Raw genomic sequence first — 19,472 nt, forward strand, 5'->3', positions numbered from 1 at the left:
AGGAAAGCACATGTTAAGCATTAAAGATTTACAGGTCAGTGTGGAAGAGAAGGCGATCCTGCGTGGGCTGAGTCTTGAGATTCGCCCCGGGGAAGTACACGCCATTATGGGGCCGAACGGTTCCGGGAAAAGCACGTTGTCTGCGACACTCGCCGGACGAGAAGATTATGAAGTCACGGGCGGGACGGCTGAGTTTAACGGTAAGAACTTGCTGGAACTGTCACCGGAAGACCGGGCCGGTGAAGGGATCTTTATGGCATTTCAGTATCCGGTGGAGATCCCCGGCGTCAGCAATCAGTTTTTCCTGCAAACGGCACTGAATGCGGTGCGCAGCTACCGTGGCGAAGAGTCGCTGGACCGCTTTGACTTCCAGGATCTGATGGAAGAGAAAATTGCGTTGTTGAAGATGCCGGCAGATTTGCTCACCCGTTCGGTAAACGTGGGTTTCTCCGGTGGGGAGAAAAAACGTAACGACATTCTGCAAATGGCGGTACTGGAACCCCAGCTGTGCATTCTTGATGAGTCTGACTCTGGTCTGGATATCGACGCGCTGAAAATCGTCGCTGACGGCGTGAACGCATTGCGTGACGGAAAGCGTTCGTTTGTTATTGTCACCCACTACCAGCGAATCCTCGACTATATCAAACCCGATTACGTCCACGTTCTCTACCAGGGGCGCATTGTGAAGTCCGGTGATTTTACGTTGGTTAAACAGCTGGAGGAGCAAGGGTATGGCTGGCTTAGTGAACAGCAGTAACGTGCTCCAGCAGTGGCATCATCTGTTTGAAGCGCAGGGTGAGCGTCGCTCACAGCATGCGCAACAACACCTGCAACAGATGTTGCGGCTGGGGTTGCCGACGCGTAAACATGAGGACTGGAAATATACGCCGCTGGAAGGGTTAACCAACGGCCAGTTTGTCAGTCGTTTTTCTGCAATAACGTCAGCACAGTGCGACGCGCTGAGCGGCGCTATTGATGCCCTACGTCTGGTGTTTGTTGACGGTCAGTACTGCGAAGCGCTTAGCGACAGCATGGACGGCAGCGGCTTTGACATTACCGTTGATGATGCGCGTCAGGCACTCCCTGCGGCTATCCAGCCAGAGGTGTTCCTGCATCTGACCGAAAGCCTTTCACGCAGCGTCACGCACATTCAGGTCAAACGACATCAACGTCCAGCGAAACCGCTGCTGTTGATGCATATCACCCAGGGGCTGGCGGGTGATGAGGTGAATACCGCGCACTATCGCCACCATCTTGAACTGGCCGAAGGCGCAGAAGCTACCGTCATTGAGCACTATGTTAGCCTGAATGCGCATCGACATTTTACCGGTGCGCGCTTAACGATGAACGTGGCGGCAAATGCCCATTTGCACCATATCAAACTGGCGTTTGAGAATCCGGCCAGCCACCATTTCGCGCATAACGATATCCAGTTAGGGGCCGATGCGACGGCGATGAGTTACAGCTTCTTACTCGGTGGTGCGGTATTACGCCATAACACCAGTACCCAGCTTAATGGGGAGAACAGCACGCTGCGCCTTAACAGCCTGGCGATGCCGGTGAAAAATGAAGTTTGCGATACCCGAACCTGGCTTGAGCACAATAAGGGGTATTGCAACAGCCGCCAGTTACATAAAACGATTGTCAGCGATAAAGGCCGGGCGGTGTTTAATGGCCTGATTAACGTGGCGCAGCATGCCATTAAAACTGACGGTCAGATGACGAACAATAATTTACTGCTCGGTAAACTGGCAGAAGTGGATACCAAGCCGCAACTGGAAATCTACGCTGATGACGTGAAATGCAGCCACGGGGCGACGGTAGGGCGGATCGACGATGAACAGATGTTCTATCTGCGTTCGCGTGGGATTGGCCAGCAGGATGCCCAACAGATGATTCTCTACGCGTTTGCCGCTGAGCTGACGGAAGCCCTGAGCGATGAAACGCTGAAACAACAGGTACTGGCGCGGATAGCCCAACGTCTGCCGGGAGGCGTAGCATGACATTTCCCATTGAAAAAGTACGGGCGGACTTTCCGGTCCTGACGCGCGAGGTCAACGGCTTACCGCTGGCTTACCTCGACAGTGCTGCCAGCGCGCAAAAGCCCAACCAGGTGATTGATGCCGAGGCTGAGTTTTATCGGCATGGCTATGCGGCAGTCCATCGGGGTATTCATACGCTCAGCGCCCAGGCGACGGAAAAAATGGAGAATGTACGCAAGCTGGCGTCATTGTTTATTAACGCACGTTCTGCCGAAGAACTGGTGTTTGTCCGCGGCACGACGGAGGGCATCAACCTGGTGGCGAACAGCTGGGGCAGTAGCAATGTCCGGGCGGGTGATAACATCATCATTAGTGAAATGGAGCACCACGCCAATATTGTCCCCTGGCAGATGCTGTGCGCCCGTGTAGGGGCGGAACTGCGTGTTATCCCACTGAATGCCGATGGGACGTTGCAACTGGAAACATTGCCGACGCTGTTTGATGACCGCACGCAACTGCTGGCCATTACCCACGTTTCGAATGTCCTGGGCACGGAAAACCCGCTGCCGGAGATGATTGAGCTGGCGCATCAGTTCGGCGCAAAAGTGCTGGTAGACGGCGCGCAGGCGGTCATGCATCACCCGGTGGACGTGCAGGCACTGGATTGTGACTTTTATGTTTTCTCCGGTCATAAGCTGTATGGACCCACCGGCATTGGCGTGCTGTATGCCAGAGAGTTGTTGCTGCAGGAAATGCCGCCGTGGGAAGGCGGTGGCTCGATGATAGCAACCGTCAGTCTGAGCCAGGGAACGACGTGGGCCAAAGCCCCCTGGCGTTTTGAAGCCGGAACGCCGAACACCGGAGGGATTATCGGTCTGGGAGCGGCCATTGAATACGTTAGCGCGCTGGGGCTTACTGAAATCAGTGAATATGAGCAGTTCATGATGCGTTATGCGCTGGAGCAACTGGCGGAGGTACCTAATCTGACGCTCTACGGCCCGGAAAACCGTTTAGGCGTGATCGCCTTTAACCTGGGCAAGCATCACGCGTATGACGTCGGTAGCTTTCTTGATAACTATGGAATTGCCGTGCGCACGGGGCATCACTGCGCGATGCCGTTGATGGCTTATTATCACGTTCCTGCGATGTGCCGGGCTTCCATTGCCATGTATAACACCCATGAAGAAGTGGATCGCCTGGTGACGGGACTCAAGCGTATTCATCACTTGCTGGGATAACAGGGAGGCATTATGGCTGCGCTACCGGATAAAGAAAAACTGTTGCGTAATTTTCTGCGTTGCGCTAATTGGGAAGAGAAATACCTGTACATCATTGAGCTGGGTCAGCGACTGCCGGAATTAACTGCCGACGATCGCTGCCCGGAAAATAGCATTCAGGGATGTCAAAGTCAGGTATGGATTGTTATGCGGCAGAATGCTGAAGGTATTATTGAATTACAGGGCGACAGTGATGCGGCAATTGTGAAAGGACTTATCGCCGTCGTCTTCATTTTGTATGACCGGATGACGGCTCAGGATATTGTGAATTTTGATGTGCGTCCGTGGTTCGAAAAAATGGCGCTCGCACAGCATCTCACACCTTCACGTTCACAGGGACTGGAAGCGATGATACGGGCGATCCGCTCCAAAGCCGCAACTCTTAGCTAAACTGATAAAACACGTCATCTTTCAGGCTGACTGGAATGATTCCGTGAAAGGCACCGCAATGACTCGTAGGCCGGATCGGACGCTTGCCGTCATCCGGCAATAACGCCAGGGGGGTGAGTGAGTATGAAACGCGCGTCTATTATTACGTTAATGCTGATCGGCGCTTACAGCGCTATACAGACCGCTTGGGCGGTCGATTATCCGTTGCCTGCGGCGAATAGCCGTCTTGTTGGGCAAAATCAAACCTACACCGTGCAGGAAGGCGATAAGAATCTCCAGGCGATAGCCCGGCGTTTTGACACCGCTGCAATGCTGATCCTTGAAGCAAATAACACCATAGCCCCCGTACCCAGGCCTGGAACCCTGATTACCATTCCCTCACAATTATTGCTACCGGATGTGCCACGCGAAGGCATTATTGTGAATCTGGCGGAACTGCGTTTGTATTACTTCCCGCCGGGAGAAAATATTGTTCAGGTATTCCCTATTGGCATTGGTTTGCAGGGGCTGGAAACACCGGTGATGGAAACCCGTATTGGGCAGAAAATACCCAATCCGACCTGGACGCCTACACCGGGCATCCGTAAGCGCTCTCTGGAGCGCGGCATCACATTACCGCCGGTAGTACCTGCGGGGCCAAATAACCCGTTAGGACGCTTTGCATTGCGTCTGGCGCATGGAAATGGTGAATACCTGATCCATGGGACCAGCGCACCCGACAGTGTTGGCCTGCGCGTAAGCTCTGGTTGTATCCGTATGAACGCGCCGGATATCAAAGCGCTGTTCGAGCAGGTGCGGCCAGGTACGCCTGTCAGAGTGATCAACGAGCCGATAAAGTACTCCGTTGAGCCAAATGGTATGCGCTATGTTGAGGTGCACAGGCCGTTATCACCGGAAGAGGAACAAAACGTTCAGACCATGCCCTATGTATTACCGGCAGGTTTTAATCAGTTCAAAGAGAATAAGGCCGTCGATAACAGTCTGGTTGAGAGAGCGCTGTATCGCCGTGCGGGTTATCCCGTGACCGTTAGTGTCGGGCAGACGCCGGTTGTTGCCAATGGACCAGAAGTGACGTCAGCGCAGAACGGTGCGCCAGGGGAGGATGCGCAGATGCGCACAACGCAGTGACAGGGAAGGAAATAACGGGCAAAAAAATGGCGCACAATGTGCGCCATTTTTATTACACAGATACTATTACTTGCGGTATTTAGTAGCTGCGTTGTCCAGACGCTGGTTAGCGCGAGCTGCGTCATCTTTAGCAGCCTGAACGTCGGAACGCATTGCGTTCACGTCGTTGCTCAGCTGGTCAACTTTAGCGTTCAGAGTCTGAACGTCAGAAGACAGCTGATCGATTTTAGCGTTGCTGGAGCAACCTGCCAGCAGAGTAGAACCCAGGATTACCGCGCCCAGTACCAGTTTAGTACGATTCATTATTAATACCCTCTAGATTGAGTTAATCTCCATGTAGCGTTACAAGTATTACACAAAGTTTTTTATGTTGAGAATATTTTTTTGATGGGAATGCACTTATTTTTGATCGTTCGCTCAAAGAAGCATCGAATTGTGCAAAAACAGCCAAAAACCCGAGAGAAAACAGAAAGCTTCCATCGGATTCATCTTAGATAATCCCAGATTAGATAGTGAAATCCGATTTGATTTTTTATTAATCGTGGCTATCAAGAAAATAAAAAAGCGCCGCAAGGGCGCTTTTTAAGCAAATTAATTCGCGATGGAATTATTACAGCACGTGAACAGATGCCGTATTGGTCGTGCCGCTCGGAACCAGTGCGCCGGAAACCATAACAACGACGTCACCTTTCTGTGCCAGACCGCTTTCCAGGGCCACTTCTTTGCCCAGACGGTAGAAATCATCAGTAGAGGTGATTTCTTTAACAACCTGTGCAACGACACCTTTGCTCAGCACCAGCTGGCGAGCGGTAGTTTCGTTGGTGGTCAGCGCCAGGATGGTGGCATCCGGGAAGTATTTACGCACAGCACGTGCAGATTTACCGCCCTGGGTTGCCACGACGATCAGCGGAGCATCCAGTTTTTCTGCAGTTTCAACAGCGCCACGGCACACTGCTTCAGTTATGCGCAGTTTGCGGCTGTCATTATTGAAGTCCAGACGGCTGGTCATCACACGGTCGGTACGTTCGCAGATGGTGGCCATGATGGTCACCGCTTCCAGCGGGTATTTACCTTTCGCGGATTCACCAGACAGCATAACGGCATCGGTGCCGTCGAGGATGGCGTTCGCAACGTCGCCGGCTTCAGCACGGGTCGGACGCGGGTTTTTGATCATGGAATCCAGCATCTGGGTCGCAGTGATAACAACCTTACGTGCACGGATACATTTCTCGATGATCATCTTCTGCGCGAAGATAACTTCTTCAACCGGGATCTCTACGCCCATGTCGCCACGAGCAACCATGATGCCGTCGGATGCTTCGAGGATTTCGTCGAAGTTGTTCAGGCCTTCCTGGTTTTCAATCTTGGAGATGATCTGGATGTTTTCGCCGCCGTGTGCTTTCAGATGCTCACGGATTTCAACGACGTCAGAACGTTTACGGATAAAGGAGGCCGCAACGAAGTCAACGCCTTGCTCACAACCGAAGATCAGGTCCTGTTTGTCTTTTTCAGCCAGTGCTGGCAGGGCAATGGAAACGCCTGGCAGGTTAACGCCTTTGTTTTCGCCCAGATCGCCGTTGTTCAGCACTTTACAGATAACTTTGTTACCTTCAATAGCGGTAACTTCCATGCCAATCAGGCCATCATCAACCAGTACGGTGTTGCCGACAGACAGGTCTTTCGTGAAGCCTTCATAGGTAACCGCAACGATTTCGTTGTTACCTACAACAGATTTGTCGGTAGTGAAAGTGAAGGTCTGGCCCGCTTTCAGAGAAACGTCGTTGCCGCCTTCCAGCTTAATGGTACGGATTTCCGGACCTTTGGTATCGAGCAGAATCGCGGCTTTTTTACCGGTTTTGCTCATGACGTTGCGCAAATTCTTGATGCGCTGACCGTGTTCTGCGTAATCACCGTGGGAGAAGTTCAGACGCATGACGTTCATGCCCGCGTCCAGCATTTTGGATAACATCTCTTCGGATTCGGTTTTCGGACCGATGGTGCAAACAATTTTCGTCTTTTTCATGACAGTCTTAGTCTTTAAGTTGAGAAGGATATGGAAATCTGGCTTCCATCGCGCACGGATGGAAAGCTAAACCTGAGTTACGAAAGTTGTGATGCCTCGCTCTAAGAATAGGTGACATCGATAAAGCGTGCAGAGGAATGTGTGCTTGCGTTTCAGCCCAACGGGATGGTGAGTTTTGTAGTCGTTGAGTTTTACAGGTCAATGTGCTGAAACCATTCAAGAGACAATTGGCGCGCATTATACGCTGAAAATTATCAAAAAGGAAAATGGAAACAGCGTTTCAAAAGAGTTCTGTGCAGTTTCACAAAGAATCTGCATTAAATTGTTTCAGGTTGGTTAACAAAACACCGCCTAATGTCAGGCGGTGTTGCGCAACAAGAAAAAATAACCTGCTGCAAACTCAGTATTCAGACGACTTAGTCGAGTAGCTTTCGCCCCTCAAGATCGATATTGATGTCCTGCTTATGCGCTTTCCGATACCACAGAATCGCCAGACCGATGACAGACCAGATGACCCCCAGCGTCAGCGCGTGAATGTTCATATTCATACAGACATAACCGATGACGACCATGCCCAGCACAGGAGAGATCACGTGAGGGAAAAGGCGACGATGTTCTTTCATCTTTACGTTGTAGAGCACAAAGACACACAGGTTTACCACAAAGAAGGCGAAAAGCGCGCCGAAGTTAACAAGGGTGGATATGGATTCAATTTTCCCGGAAAACAGATAGCTAAGAAATAGTGTCACAGCCCCGGTGAACAGAATGGCATAGTCAGGTGTTTTTCTTTTATGGTGTACGTGTGCCAGGAATGTGGGCAACATTTTGTCGCGCCCCATAGAGAACAGAACGCGGGATACGGCGGTTTGTGCCGTAATGATATTGCCGACCGCGCAAACGAACGCCACGATGATAGAAAATGCGACTTTAAGCCAGATACCGCCAACATCACCTGCGATCGTGAAGAAGGCTTCGTTTGTTGCAGTACCGTCGGCAAAGCTGTCTATTTTGCCAGTGGCGAATGCGGCAAACGTCACCACAATAATAAACAGCACGGTGGCCAGGATCAGGGCGAGAAGAGTTGCCTTACTGACCGCTTTTCCGCCGCCTTCGCTTTCTTCGCTTAAGGTACTGATGGCATCAAACCCGAGGAAGTTGAGTGCCGCAACAGAGATAGCGGTAGCAATTAAGCCAGGCGTAAACCACTGAGAGTCAAAAAAGGGTTTGAAAGAGAATGACACATGGCTGCTATCGAGCATCAGCAGACGTAAAACCAGCACCACAAAAATGGCCAGAATACCGAGCTGAATAAAGACCAGCAGCTTGTCGAATTTAGCCGTTTGTTGTATTCCCAAATAGTTTATGCCCGTTCCGATGGCCACATAAATTAACGGCCACAGCCAAATCGGTATTTGCGGAAGTATGGCATGCACAGCAACACCGCCGAGCACGGCAACCAGCGTAGGGAATAACAGATAATCCAGCAGCAAAATCCAGCCAGTGAGAAAACCCACCGCGGGGTTGATGCACACGCCCGCATAGGTATAAGCCGACCCGGAAGAGGAGATGTGCTTTGACAATGTTGAATAGCTGTGGGCGGTAAAAAACATCGCGATAGCGCCAATAATATACACCAGCGCGACCATGCCGTGAGATAAATTATATACCACACCATAGAGAGAAACCGGCGCGATCGGAACCATAAATACCAGCCCGTACAACACCAAATCTGTAAGAGATAACTTCTTGAGTTTACTCATAGTAAATACCTCAATTCGTGTTAATCAAGGGCGCGTAAAAACGCACGGGCCGCAGTGAGGCAAGGCCCGGTATTTTCTTCATGCGGGTTATGGCTGCTGTCAGGAATCGTGACGCCCCGACAGTGGGTTATATGGGTAATAAGCGGTTGAACGACCTGCGATGTCGCCTGATCGTGCTCGCCATGAAGGACTAATCCAGGGCATTGAATCTTGTGCAATGAATCGGTGATATCCCACTGCGCCAGCGTGCCATTGACCGCCAGCTCATTGGCGCCCCACAAAATATGGTAAGCCGTGGGGTCGGCGGCGAATTGCGCATTAGCACGCTGAATATGCAGCGGTTCTTGCTGCAGGGAATAAACATGCCTGGCGTAATAGGCAATAAGCTGTTCAGGCGGGTGCTGATAGATTTTTGCCTGCATAATGACATCGTCTGGCATTGTATCCGCGCCAGCCGTGAGTTCTTTAAACAGTCGCAGGACTTCACTTTGCCAAAGTGGGATGCTGGCAGGAGAGCTGGCGTATATCACACCACCTAATCCTTCCGGCTGCGTGCAGGCATGCTCTGCTGCCAGCATGCCTCCCCAGGAGTGTCCGAGTAATGAATATCGCTGGCCAATATTCAGATGGCAGATTAATTGCTGGAGTTGTTGAAGATAGCGTTCTATTGTCCAGAATGAGGCCTCCGCCAGCGGGAAATGCGTGGAACGACCGCAGCCATATTGATCGTAAAATACCACCATGCGTCCATCATCTGACAGCTGGTGATAATTTAAAAGATAATCAAAACCGCCTGATGGGCCGCCGTGTAAAATAATTAATGGCATTAATGAAGATGCCGGATCACCGTAGATACGATAGCTGGTTAATATGCCATCGTAAAACATTTCACCATATTTGTAGTGACTTTGCATATTTTTAACCGATACAGAGAGAAAAGGGCAGGTGATTCAATAATCACCTGCAGACAGATGCTTATTTTTTAATTGATTGCAGAACGTTACACCAGAATGGCGTGTAATGTTCCCATTGCATAAATTGTGGACTACCCCAGTGCGGCGCACAATCACTGGCAAAACAACCGACTTTCCCTTTATTGTATTCACCGAGAACTAATAGCGGGTCGTCATTTATTTTGACCAGCGTTGTGGCGTTTACTTTGGCGCGCAGTTTGTTATAACCGAGTAAAGGGGGCCACTGCGTCAGATCTTGCGTAATGACATGCTGTTCATCAGTGTTGATTGGGCTGCATCCTTCTGGAATTTCAACGCGATCGTCATAGTCCAGCATTTCGACAGGCAAAACGTCGGCCAGCAAGGTGTTTTTATAATTCGCTTTAGCTTCAATGCCGGTGAAGGACAGGTATCCGCCAATCATTAACAGACCGCCGCCATTGGAGACATATTCTTTAATCAGCGCTAACGCATTCGGGATGATATTCATCTGATAAAAAGTTTTGTTTTGCAACAAAAAGGTATTGCTGCCAATATCACTAATCACGATCGCGTCGTATACTTCGAGTTCCGCTGCGGTTTGCGGAAAACGGGTCTGTACAATATGCGCTGGCATATAGTCGATAGTAATATTCTGCTGGCGCAGACAGGATAAGAGATAGTCAGCACCTTCTTCGTATTTACTGGATGTGAAGCTGTCATATCCCTTAGAATGAATCATATGAATATGCCATGACTCGCCGATAAATAAAATTTTCATACTGATATCCTATTATTTGATATTAACAATTTCATGCGATTGAGTGCGCATCCGGTGCAGTACCTGCTCATGTTGCGGCATGCTCGATGCGCCTTCTTGTTCTACTGCCAGTGAAGCAAAGGCAGAGGCATACTGAATGGCTGACACAAGGTCTGATTTTCGGGCAAGTGAGGTGGCCAGTGCGCCATTAAATGCGTCACCCGCGCCCGCGGCATCCTTGACGACGGCACTCCAGGCGGGGATAAACAACGTTCGGTGATGTTCGCACAGCAATGATCCTTGCGCGCCAAGAGTGATAATGACCTTCTTAACACCTGACTGCAGAATGATATTTCCTGCTTTTTTTGCATCATCAATATCGGCAATGGTAATACCTGACAAAAATGAAGCCTCGGTTTCATTAGGTGTCAGAATGTCGATGGAAGATAATAAATGGTGGATATTTTTAGTATAGGGTGCTGGATTAAGAATGATAGTTTTGTTTTCTAATTTACCCAGGCGCACGAACTCTTCAATAGCATCGATATTTGTCTCCAGTTGCATCAGCAGGACATTGGCTTCAGAGATATAACCCTGCTGTTCATTAATTTCTTGTTTGCTCAGCGTCATATTAGCGCCGGGATAGATGGCGATGATATTATCACCATCCTCCGCTGAAACATAAATGAGTGCACTCCCGGTGGGGGCATCATCGGTTTGATAGGCACAATAAGAGTTGATGCCCGATTGAATAATATGATTGAGTGCGAAAGCGCTGAACTGATCTTTGCCAACTTTAAAAATAAAATGGACATCAGCGCCCGCATTATTTGCGGCCAGAGCCTGGTTAGCGCCTTTTCCTCCCGGATAAAAACCGAACTGGCTTGCGAGGATAGATTCACCGCTCTGAGGCAGCCACGGCACAGTGGCGGATACGTCAATATTAAATGAACCTAAAATACAAACTTTGCCCGACATTTTAGCCCCTTCTTTGTGTAAGCGAATATCTTTGTTTGCCGGAGTTGCTATAGTGCCGGAGATATCTATTTTATTTTCAGTAATAAGTTTGCTTAACGCCTGACGATTAACAATGCCACCGCCGTAACAACGCACCAGCATTCCTGTCTTCTGAAAATAATAAAGATCTGAACGAATGGTCTCCCGGCTAACATTAAAAAGAACGGCAAGTTTACTTACGCTTACGCTATGATCCTTGATCAACAAGTTAAGAATAGTGGCGCGCCTTTCTTCTTTAAACATTAAAGCCTCCGTGTATTTCGTTGAATTGTATTTAGAGTAATGTTGACATGTGGTGAAATGAATCACAGATCATGCTGTAAACCGGAAGCAAAACCAAATTATCACGCAGGATAAAAAGACGGTTTCATTTTTTTAGTTCTTATATGCTTACACTTGTGGGGCTATAGTTTGTGATGATTGTCATATCTCAGTGATGCAATTTTTGAACGCTCCTTATAAAGGTGTTGGCTTGCTCGATTCAGTTTTAAATAACCACGGTTTGGCCAGTTAAAAGTCAGTGAGTAAATATTTCAGAAAAATTTTCATGCTGTCAGCCCACTCGGATGTGAAAGTGACCGCGGGCTGAGTCTCTTGTTGCGGTATGGATATTCCTTAAAGTTATATCAAATTCGTTTTAATTCATTTTAAAACATCATCTCGCTGATTACACTCGTTTGGACATCCATACTGCTAAATAGCTAAAAGCACTAGCAGGATAACAATAAGCAGCAGCGGATACCCAAACGACATGATTGTCCTGAAAAATATTTCGAAAGTGTTTACGCCAGGCAGGCTTGCTATTACCGCTGTCGATAACGTCAACCTGACGGTTGAACAGGGGCAGATTTACGGAATTATTGGTTACAGCGGGGCGGGAAAAAGCACCTTAATACGTTTGCTCAATGGTCTGGAAAAACCGACCTCCGGCAGCGTAACGATTAACGGCCACGATATTTCTGCCGCCCGCGGGGAATCGTTGCGTCAGGCACGGCTGAAAATCAGCATGGTGTTTCAGCACTTTAATTTACTGTGGTCACGCACCGTCAGTGAAAACATCGCTTTCTCTATGCAAATTGCCGGTGCGCCGAAAGCAACGATTAAGGCGCGGGTGGCCGAGCTGATTAACCTTGTCGGTCTGAGCGGTCGCGAAAATGCCTATCCATCGCAGCTCAGCGGCGGCCAAAAGCAGCGCGTAGGGATCGCCCGTGCGCTGGCGAATACTCCTGATGTACTGCTCTGTGACGAGGCCACATCAGCGCTGGACCCGCAAACCACCGATCAGATTCTGGAGTTACTGCTCGATATTAACCGTCGCTTCAACTTAACCATCGTGTTGATCACTCACGAGATGCATGTGGTGCGCAAAATCTGCGATCGCGTCGCGGTGATGGAAAACGGCAGGGTGGTTGAAGAGGGCGATGTACTTACTGTCTTTACCCATCCGCAGCAGCCGATTACCCGACAGTTTGTCCGGCAGGTGAGCCAATACACCGAAGAAGAGGAGTTTAATCCGCAATTGGCAAGCGAACTGGGCGGTGCCGTGATCAAGTTAACCTTTACCGGGCAGCGCACTCACCGGCCGGTTGTTGGGGAATTAACCCTGCGCTATGGCCTGCCGTTTAACATTTTGCACGGCAAGATGACGCAAACTGCGCATGGCGTGTTCGGTCAGCTTTGGGTGCACGTCGTGGCTACCGAAGACCAACTCAGCAATATTCTGGCCGACCTGCGCCACAGCGACATTGAAGGCGAGGTGATTCAACATGCCTGAAGATCTGTTTCCCCATCTGAAGTGGGACCAACTGCTGGCAGCGACCCAGGAAACGCTCTATATGACGGCGCTTTCTGGCGCGGCAACGTTTGTCCTTGGGATTGCGCTCGGGCTGGCGCTGTTCCTGACCGCACGCGGTGGACTATTCCAGAACCGCGCTTTGTATAGTGCGATCTCGCTGGTGGTCAATATTTTCCGCTCGATCCCGTTCATCATTCTGATCGTGTTGTTAATACCTTTTACTAAAACGATCGTTGGCACCATTCTCGGTGCAAATGCCGCGTTGCCCGCGTTGATTGTGGGCGCTGCACCTTTTTACGCACGCCTGGTCGAAATCGCCCTGCGTGAAGTAGATAAAGGCGTTATTGAAGCGACGCGCTCGATGGGCGCACGTCTGACGACGCTTGTTTTTCGGGTTTTACTGCCGGAATCCTCACCCGCTCTGGTGTCCGGGATCACCGTGACGCTGATTGCCCTGGTTAGCTACAGCGCGATGGCGGGGGTGATTGGTGCCGGTGGTTTAGGGAACCTGGCTTACCTGGAAGGATTCCAGCGCAACCACAGCGACGTCACGCTGGTGGCGACGGTCACGATTCTGCTCATCGTCTTCATCATTCAGCTTTGCGGCGATGTGATCACCTCTCTGTTAGATAAACGCTAATAAAATACGGAAACCATCATTATGAAAAAATCACTGACATTACTCGCAGCAGCAACCTTAAGCGCCCTGAGCTTTGCTTCCTGGGCTGATACGCTGACCGTTGGCGCGTCAAACGTACCCCATGCGGAGATCCTTGAGCAGGCCAAGCCAATTCTGGCGAAGCAAGGGATAGACCTGGAGATTAAACCATTCCAGGACTACATTCTGCCGAACACCGCCCTGGCGGGTCGTGAGATTGATGCCAACTATTTCCAGCATATCCCGTACCTGAATAGCGTGATTAAAGATCATGCTGGCGACAAATCCTATGATTTCGTCAGCGCCGGGGCGATTCATATCGAGCCGATTGGTATCTATTCGAAAAAGGTGAAGTCACTGAAGGATCTGCCGGAAGGCGGCAAGGTGATCATGCGTGATGCGGTATCTGAAGAAGGTCGTATTCTGTCGATTTTTGAAAAAGAGGGCGTGATCAAGCTGAAGCCGGGGGTGGATAAAGTGACGGCGCGCATTAGCGACATCGTAGAGAACCCGAAAAAGCTGACGTTCTTACCTAACGTTGAAGCGGCGCTGTTACCGCAGATGTATAACAATGAAGAAGGGGATGCGGTCGTGATTAACGCCAACTACGCCATCGACGCCGGGCTGGATCCGGTGAAAGATCCGATTGCCGTAGAAAGCGGTGAAAACAACCCGTATGCCAATATCATTACCGTTCATCGCGGTGATGAGAAGAAAAAGGATATCGTGGCGCTGGTTGATGTGCTGCACTCAAAAGAGATCCAGGACTGGATCCGCACCAAATATAAAGGCGCGGTTATCCCGGTTAATAACTGATCCGCTTTTGCCGTACCCGGCCTACAGCTGTGCTGTAGGCCGGTTAAAACGCGTTAGCGTTGCCATCCGGCACCCGAGTTACACTCGCTCAAGCCTTGCGGGTAGCCCCTGACGTACCGCGGCTCCAGAAACCCAATCCAGCCAGGTGTTGGTCACTTTTCGTGTCGGATCCGCAAAACCCAGATCGTTGATATTGATTCCCGACTTTATCTTTTTATCAAACGGCAGCGGCTCACCGTCGAGCGTATGCTGCGCCGCACCCATCTCTTTATGTCCATAGCCATGCTCAATCGCGATTACCCCCGGCATCACGCCCTGCAGTAAGCTGATTTGCGCTTCAACCTGCCCACCAGGCGTGGTGATGCGAACGGTATCACCGTGCGATAAACCATAGCGCTTGCCGTCCTGCGGATTGAGCGCCACCAGATTGACCGGCTTAAGATGATGCAGCCGGGGGATCACGGCCGACGCGCTGGACATGGTATTCGATTTAAATGAAATCAACTTCAGCGGCCATTCCTGCTCAGGGAATAGTTCCTCCACTGAACGCCCGTCAGAGAGGCGCGAAGGATACCAGGCCGGACAGCCACTGTAGCGCTCGCCGGTAATTGCATGACGGTGGGCCGCGACATCCGCATTCCAGATTTGCAGCGGTTTTTCCCACGCATTACCGACGCGATTATCGACCCGACCACTGTTGTCTGGCGCAAAACGACCACCGCGCGAATAGATAAACGCCACGCGACTCACCTCATCGGCTTTTAACGTTTGGGTCATTACTGGCAAGATTCGTTGCACCCCGGTCAGCGTGATATCCTCTTCCCGTGCCTCTGCCACCGGCGCTTTGCCCATAAAGGCAATGTTGGCGGCCAGCCGCAGATAGTAATCTTCGGCGCGGTTGAGCGGATACACGTTGCCCTGCGGGTCGGTAATGGCATTGTCGCCAAAGCCGGGGAGGCCAATGCGTTTTGCCACCGCGATGCAGAAAGCCTCCATCGAGACGGGTTGACCGTCAGCGGTCTGACGGGTAGCGGGCCTGACCACGGGCCAGCGGGCGGTGGTGGCTTTACTGGCGACACCGGCCCATGGGGCGCTGAATCCCCAGCTTTCGAAGTTATGCGTGTCCGGTACGATGTAATCCGCAAGCGCGGTTGTTTCGTTCATGAACGCATCAATCGCGATAAACAGCGGCAAACGCGCAGGGTCTTTAAGCTTTTCTTCTGCCACGCCGCGTAAGCCCGCAATCCCATAAAACGGGTTGGTCATGTTGGAGATCCAGGCCTTTAGCGGATACGGATAACCCTCCAGTGCTGAAACCAGTAATTCGGTAAGCTGGCCTGCGACAAACGGATACCAGGGCGCTTTGGCCGGGAAAGGCGATTGCCCGGCAGCGACTTTGTTGCGGTACTCTTCGGAAGACTCATAGGCTGTCTTGCTGCGGGCAATGCTCAGACCTTTAGGTTTCACCTTCCCGGCAAAACTGTCCATATTGTAGCGCGGGCCGTCAGTTGCACCGTTGAACTTACCGCCGCCGACGAACACGCCCCCTTCGAGACTCAGGTTCCCGATCAACGCATTGAGCATCATCACCGACCAGGCATTATAAAAACCGTTACCCGCCATCATCCCGCCGTGGGTGATCACTGCCGCTTTCCGTCCGTGACGGGTGAACGCATCGGCCAGTGCGCCAATGTCTGCCTCAGAAACGCCACACTGCTGGCTGTATTGCGCCATGGACAGTTTCTCTGCGGACTCTTTCAGACACTGGAAGCCACTTTTTACCGTGACCGTTTGCCCCCCGGCCAGCGTGACTTCACGGGAGATGAACAGCTGGGCACGTTGGCAACTGCTGGCGGCGACGATCTCTCCGGCTTCGTTAATGACGGTGGGTTCGTTGGCGGCGTCTGCGCGTAAATGCGCCAGCGTTAAATGCTGACCGGCGAGCGTTGGAATTTCATCGGTAATGACCAGATGGGTGGCGTTGGTCCAGCTTTTTTCCCCGACCTGCTTCATGGCCTGTACGTCAGGAATAGCCAGGTAATCAGCGTTATAGCGCTGCTTTTCAATTATCCAGCGGATCATCCCCATCGCCAGTGCGGAGTCCGTCCCTGGGCGTACGGGCTGCCAGTGCCCACGATCGTCGGCAAGCACCGTCGTTAGGGGGAGGGCTGGTGCAACCACAACATAGCGGAAGTCATCACGTAAACGGGCACTGGCGAGTTGCCGTGCCTGGCGCTTAAACGGGTTGCCGGATTGTGCTGGAGACGTCCCCATAAACAACGCAAATTCGACATTGTCCCAGTCGGGTTTCACGTGGGTATTTTTATCCAGATCGCCCATCAACGCGCCAGACCCGGCACGATAGGCCAGACCACAGTACGCGCCATGTGCGCCGAAGTTTTTGCTGCCGAAACTGTTCAGGGCAAAGCGGCGCAAAAATGTATCACGTCCTTCATCACTGGTATTGGTGACCAGTAGCTGATTGGATTTTGGGCCGAAACCGGGGTGTCGGGCATCAATCGGCGTATCGGGATCGTGGATCGCGCGCAGACCGTCAACGTGGCCTTCGCCGAACAGATCGCCGCCTTCCACCACTTCGTTGATCAGTTGCTCAAAGCTGATGCGCTGCCATTTGCCTTCTCCACGTTTACCCACGCGTTTCATTGGCTCCAGAATACGCAGTGGGCTGTACAGGCCTTCAAGTAACGTTGCACCGCGAGCGCAGGCGGTGGAGCGGGCATCGAGGCCGGTTTCGCCCGCCAGTTGTTCCATCGCGACGGCAAAGGGAACAGAGGAGTCAATGTGGTGTTCGTGAGATAGTGGATGGTACGGGTTGCCCGCAATACGCAACACTTTGCCTTGTTCGCTATCAACACGGACACGCACGCCACATTGCGTCCAGCAGCCGAAACACTGCGTCATGGAGATCACCTGCTGCGGGTTCTGTTGCCAGCGCGGCCGGGCATGTGCTTCGGGGATGAGTGCATTACCAAAGATACGGTCGCGGGTTATTTTTCCTGATGTTCCGTCAAGCAAACCATCAATCGCACGCTTTGCCACGTCCCGATAACTCAGGCCGAAGGTCACCATGCCCCCGACAGCAAGACCGACTTTAAGCCACTGACGGCGAGTTAAATTAGCCATGTTGCATTCTCCTTGCGATCGCGTTCAGGGCTTCACGAACCATAATGATCAGTGCGACCCACAGGCCAAAAGTGCCAAGAATAGCCAGCCAGCCATCAGTGCCACCGGGCAGGGTATAGGGGTTAAACTGGGCGTTAAATTTCGGTACGGTCTGTACCTGAATGAGTAATGTCCAGCGCATCAGCCAGCACAATGCCATTGCACTTATTGCCAGCGAAATACGGAATGGCAGTGATAACGGATGGCGTAACACCAGGGCGCAAAGACCCAGTGAGGTAACCCAAAGTGCAATCCAGCCGAGGGCGTAATGCCGTGCGGAAGCCGCCACATCCAGCCACTGGCGAATTGCCGACCCCGATAGCGTGTTGCCACTTGCCCATACCACCACCACGATAGCCAGCGCGCACAGCGTGACTATCTGTCCCCATGCCAGTTTGCGCGGTAATGTTGTCCCTGCGTTTTTCACCGTGGCGATAAGCAGGGCAAGGAATGTTTGCAGGGCACTGAGGAACATCGCTACCGGGAAGGCGTAGCTGAACCAGATCGGGCGCGCCTCAACAATAGAGACCTCGCGACCGGTATAGACCAACAGTCCAATCGCCGACAGCGCACTGCCCACGGTCAACCATTTCATGACACTGTAACTTTTTGCAGTTAATCGCTTAACCTGCTGTGCGATAAACCACAGCCCTAAAAACCCGGTAAACAGCGGTAAAAATAGCGCCCCCCACGGCATCCATGACCACGGTGTGGGGTAGGCATAGAAATGCCAGACGCGTGCCGTCTGGTGTAAATCAGCCGTCAGTGCCAACGGTGCGGTAATCGCGCAGGTCAGGGCTATCAGCAGCGTGAGGTTTTCTAACTCCAGCCTCTCCTTTTTGCGCCAGTGGAGCACGCAGGCAAACAGTGCCGCGCAGGCAGCAATGCCGATAAAAAAGAAATATTGCACCGCCCAGGGTAACCAGCTTACGTCCTGTGGATGCGTCAGAACCTCTTCGATAATCAGGGTAGGGTTCATTTAAACCTCCTGCCAGAGCGCGGGCTGGGCACGCCCCATTAATGGTGTCACAAAGGCCTCATCCAGACCCAGATAGAACACGTGCGGCGAGGTGCCACTTTCCGGTTTCAGGACCTTGATGGCGTCATGATGTTGCTGCAGCATTTGAGAAATCCGGCTGTGTGGATCTTTGATATCACCGATAATGCGCGCGCCGCCAACGCACGACTCGACGCAGGCCGGGAGCAGGCCGGCTTCCAGTCGATGAACGCAAAAAGTGCATTTATCGGCGGTTTGCGTTTCATGGTTGATAAACCGTGCATCGTATGGGCAGGCCTGCACACAGTAGGCGCAGCCGACACAGCGGGTGTTGTCGACAACCACAATGCCATCTTCGCGCTGGAAGGTGGCCTGTACCGGACACACCGGCACGCAAGGGGGGTTATCACAATGGTTGCACAGGCGCGGCAGCAGGACGTTGGTGACGCTTTGCTGGCCTTCAAGTTGCACCTGATATTGATTAACGTTGGTACGAAACTCACCTTGCGGCGTCTGGTTTTCAATCGCGCAACTCACGGTGCAGGCCTGGCAGCCGATACACCGACGCAGATCGACCAGCATGCCGTAGCGATGCTGAGGCGATCCTTCATGCCGTTCAGGCGAAAAGGGAAACTGGGCCTGTGCCAGGGGAACCAGTGATGCGCCAGCGGTCAGGACGCCCAGTTGCTGGAGAAACTGCCGTTTACTGCTGTCCATATTTTCTCCCGTCACGATGCAACAACGAAACATTGGT

The 19,472-nt window shown here is 51.7% G+C and carries 18 protein-coding genes; 8 read left to right on the forward strand and 10 right to left on the reverse strand.

Going from position 1 to position 19,472, the window contains the following annotated elements; all coding sequences use genetic code 11:
• Nucleotides 1–10 precede the first annotated feature (10 nt).
• From sufC to RYZ59_RS07820, 5 genes are all read left to right on the forward strand, one after another.
• Entirely contained in the window at nucleotides 11–757 is a 747-nt protein-coding gene (gene sufC, locus RYZ59_RS07800) for a Fe-S cluster assembly ATPase SufC (protein ID WP_318045955.1), read from the forward strand.
• Nucleotides 732–2,003 (forward strand): Fe-S cluster assembly protein SufD, encoded by a 1,272-nt coding sequence (gene sufD, locus RYZ59_RS07805; protein ID WP_318045956.1) that lies wholly within the window; start codon nucleotides 732–734, stop codon nucleotides 2,001–2,003. Before sufC ends, sufD begins: the two co-directional genes overlap by 26 nt.
• Nucleotides 2,000–3,220 (forward strand): cysteine desulfurase SufS, encoded by a 1,221-nt coding sequence (gene sufS, locus RYZ59_RS07810; protein ID WP_318045958.1) that lies wholly within the window; start codon nucleotides 2,000–2,002, stop codon nucleotides 3,218–3,220. The genes sufD and sufS overlap by 4 nt, the downstream gene beginning before the upstream one ends.
• Nucleotides 3,221–3,232: 12 nt before the next feature.
• The gene (gene sufE / locus RYZ59_RS07815) at nucleotides 3,233–3,649 is read left to right on the forward strand and encodes a cysteine desulfuration protein SufE (protein ID WP_137383326.1); all 417 of its coding nucleotides are present in this window, start codon (nucleotides 3,233–3,235) and stop codon (nucleotides 3,647–3,649) included.
• Between the two features lie 123 nt (nucleotides 3,650–3,772).
• Nucleotides 3,773–4,777, forward strand: a complete 1,005-nt coding sequence (locus RYZ59_RS07820; RefSeq protein WP_318046184.1) for a L,D-transpeptidase family protein — start codon at nucleotides 3,773–3,775, stop codon at nucleotides 4,775–4,777.
• A 66-nt stretch (nucleotides 4,778–4,843) separates the two neighbouring features.
• Here the strand turns inward: RYZ59_RS07820 and lpp are convergent, their stop codons facing one another.
• From lpp to RYZ59_RS07855, 7 genes are all read right to left on the reverse strand, one after another.
• Entirely contained in the window at nucleotides 4,844–5,080 is a 237-nt protein-coding gene (gene lpp, locus RYZ59_RS07825) for a murein lipoprotein Lpp (protein WP_003029373.1), read from the reverse strand.
• Nucleotides 5,081–5,387: 307 nt separating this feature from the next.
• Nucleotides 5,388–6,800, reverse strand: coding sequence for a pyruvate kinase PykF (gene pykF / locus RYZ59_RS07830; RefSeq protein WP_137383325.1), 1,413 nt, complete (start codon nucleotides 6,798–6,800; stop codon nucleotides 5,388–5,390).
• 7 nt (nucleotides 6,801–6,807) lie between these two features.
• Nucleotides 6,808–7,002, reverse strand: coding sequence for a hypothetical protein (locus RYZ59_RS07835; protein ID WP_245163452.1), 195 nt, complete (start codon nucleotides 7,000–7,002; stop codon nucleotides 6,808–6,810).
• Between the two features lie 214 nt (nucleotides 7,003–7,216).
• Nucleotides 7,217–8,560, reverse strand: a complete 1,344-nt coding sequence (locus RYZ59_RS07840; RefSeq protein ID WP_318045961.1) for an APC family permease — start codon at nucleotides 8,558–8,560, stop codon at nucleotides 7,217–7,219.
• A 20-nt stretch (nucleotides 8,561–8,580) separates the two neighbouring features.
• Nucleotides 8,581–9,474 carry a proline iminopeptidase-family hydrolase gene (locus tag RYZ59_RS07845; protein ID WP_137383323.1) on the reverse strand — a complete coding sequence of 298 codons (894 nt, stop codon included), beginning with the start codon at nucleotides 9,472–9,474 and terminating at the stop codon, nucleotides 8,581–8,583.
• 61 nt (nucleotides 9,475–9,535) lie between these two features.
• Nucleotides 9,536–10,273 carry a glutamine amidotransferase gene (locus tag RYZ59_RS07850; RefSeq protein ID WP_202038782.1) on the reverse strand — a complete coding sequence of 246 codons (738 nt, stop codon included), beginning with the start codon at nucleotides 10,271–10,273 and terminating at the stop codon, nucleotides 9,536–9,538.
• Nucleotides 10,274–10,285: 12 nt separating this feature from the next.
• The gene (locus RYZ59_RS07855; RefSeq protein ID WP_318045963.1) at nucleotides 10,286–11,512 is read right to left on the reverse strand and encodes a PfkB family carbohydrate kinase; all 1,227 of its coding nucleotides are present in this window, start codon (nucleotides 11,510–11,512) and stop codon (nucleotides 10,286–10,288) included.
• A gap of 508 nt (nucleotides 11,513–12,020) precedes the next feature.
• On the opposite strand from RYZ59_RS07855, the gene RYZ59_RS07860 reads away from it, so the two are divergent.
• Genes RYZ59_RS07860 through RYZ59_RS07870 form a run of 3 tightly spaced genes read left to right on the forward strand, consistent with a single transcriptional unit; the run spans nucleotide 12,021 to nucleotide 14,538 of the window.
• The gene (locus tag RYZ59_RS07860; protein WP_318045964.1) at nucleotides 12,021–13,043 is read left to right on the forward strand and encodes a methionine ABC transporter ATP-binding protein; all 1,023 of its coding nucleotides are present in this window, start codon (nucleotides 12,021–12,023) and stop codon (nucleotides 13,041–13,043) included.
• A complete protein-coding gene (locus RYZ59_RS07865; protein WP_048211835.1) occupies nucleotides 13,036–13,704 on the forward strand; it encodes a methionine ABC transporter permease in 669 nt (222 codons plus the stop codon). The genes RYZ59_RS07860 and RYZ59_RS07865 overlap by 8 nt, the downstream gene beginning before the upstream one ends.
• Before the next feature lie 21 nt (nucleotides 13,705–13,725).
• Nucleotides 13,726–14,538, forward strand: a complete 813-nt coding sequence (locus RYZ59_RS07870) for a MetQ/NlpA family ABC transporter substrate-binding protein (RefSeq protein WP_137383318.1) — start codon at nucleotides 13,726–13,728, stop codon at nucleotides 14,536–14,538.
• Between the two features lie 78 nt (nucleotides 14,539–14,616).
• Here the strand turns inward: RYZ59_RS07870 and ttrA are convergent, their stop codons facing one another.
• Genes ttrA through ttrB form a run of 3 tightly spaced genes read right to left on the reverse strand, consistent with a single transcriptional unit; the run spans nucleotide 14,617 to nucleotide 19,435 of the window.
• Nucleotides 14,617–17,682 carry a tetrathionate reductase subunit TtrA gene (ttrA, locus tag RYZ59_RS07875; protein WP_318045967.1) on the reverse strand — a complete coding sequence of 1,022 codons (3,066 nt, stop codon included), beginning with the start codon at nucleotides 17,680–17,682 and terminating at the stop codon, nucleotides 14,617–14,619.
• Nucleotides 17,675–18,700, reverse strand: coding sequence for a tetrathionate reductase subunit TtrC (gene ttrC / locus RYZ59_RS07880; protein WP_318045969.1), 1,026 nt, complete (start codon nucleotides 18,698–18,700; stop codon nucleotides 17,675–17,677). The genes ttrA and ttrC overlap by 8 nt, the downstream gene beginning before the upstream one ends.
• Nucleotides 18,701–19,435 carry a tetrathionate reductase subunit TtrB gene (gene ttrB, locus RYZ59_RS07885; RefSeq protein WP_005122827.1) on the reverse strand — a complete coding sequence of 245 codons (735 nt, stop codon included), beginning with the start codon at nucleotides 19,433–19,435 and terminating at the stop codon, nucleotides 18,701–18,703.
• Nucleotides 19,436–19,472 lie beyond the last annotated feature (37 nt).

Source organism: Citrobacter sp. HN-141 (genome assembly GCF_033341895.1).
In the GTDB taxonomy this organism is placed as follows: domain Bacteria; phylum Pseudomonadota; class Gammaproteobacteria; order Enterobacterales; family Enterobacteriaceae; genus Citrobacter.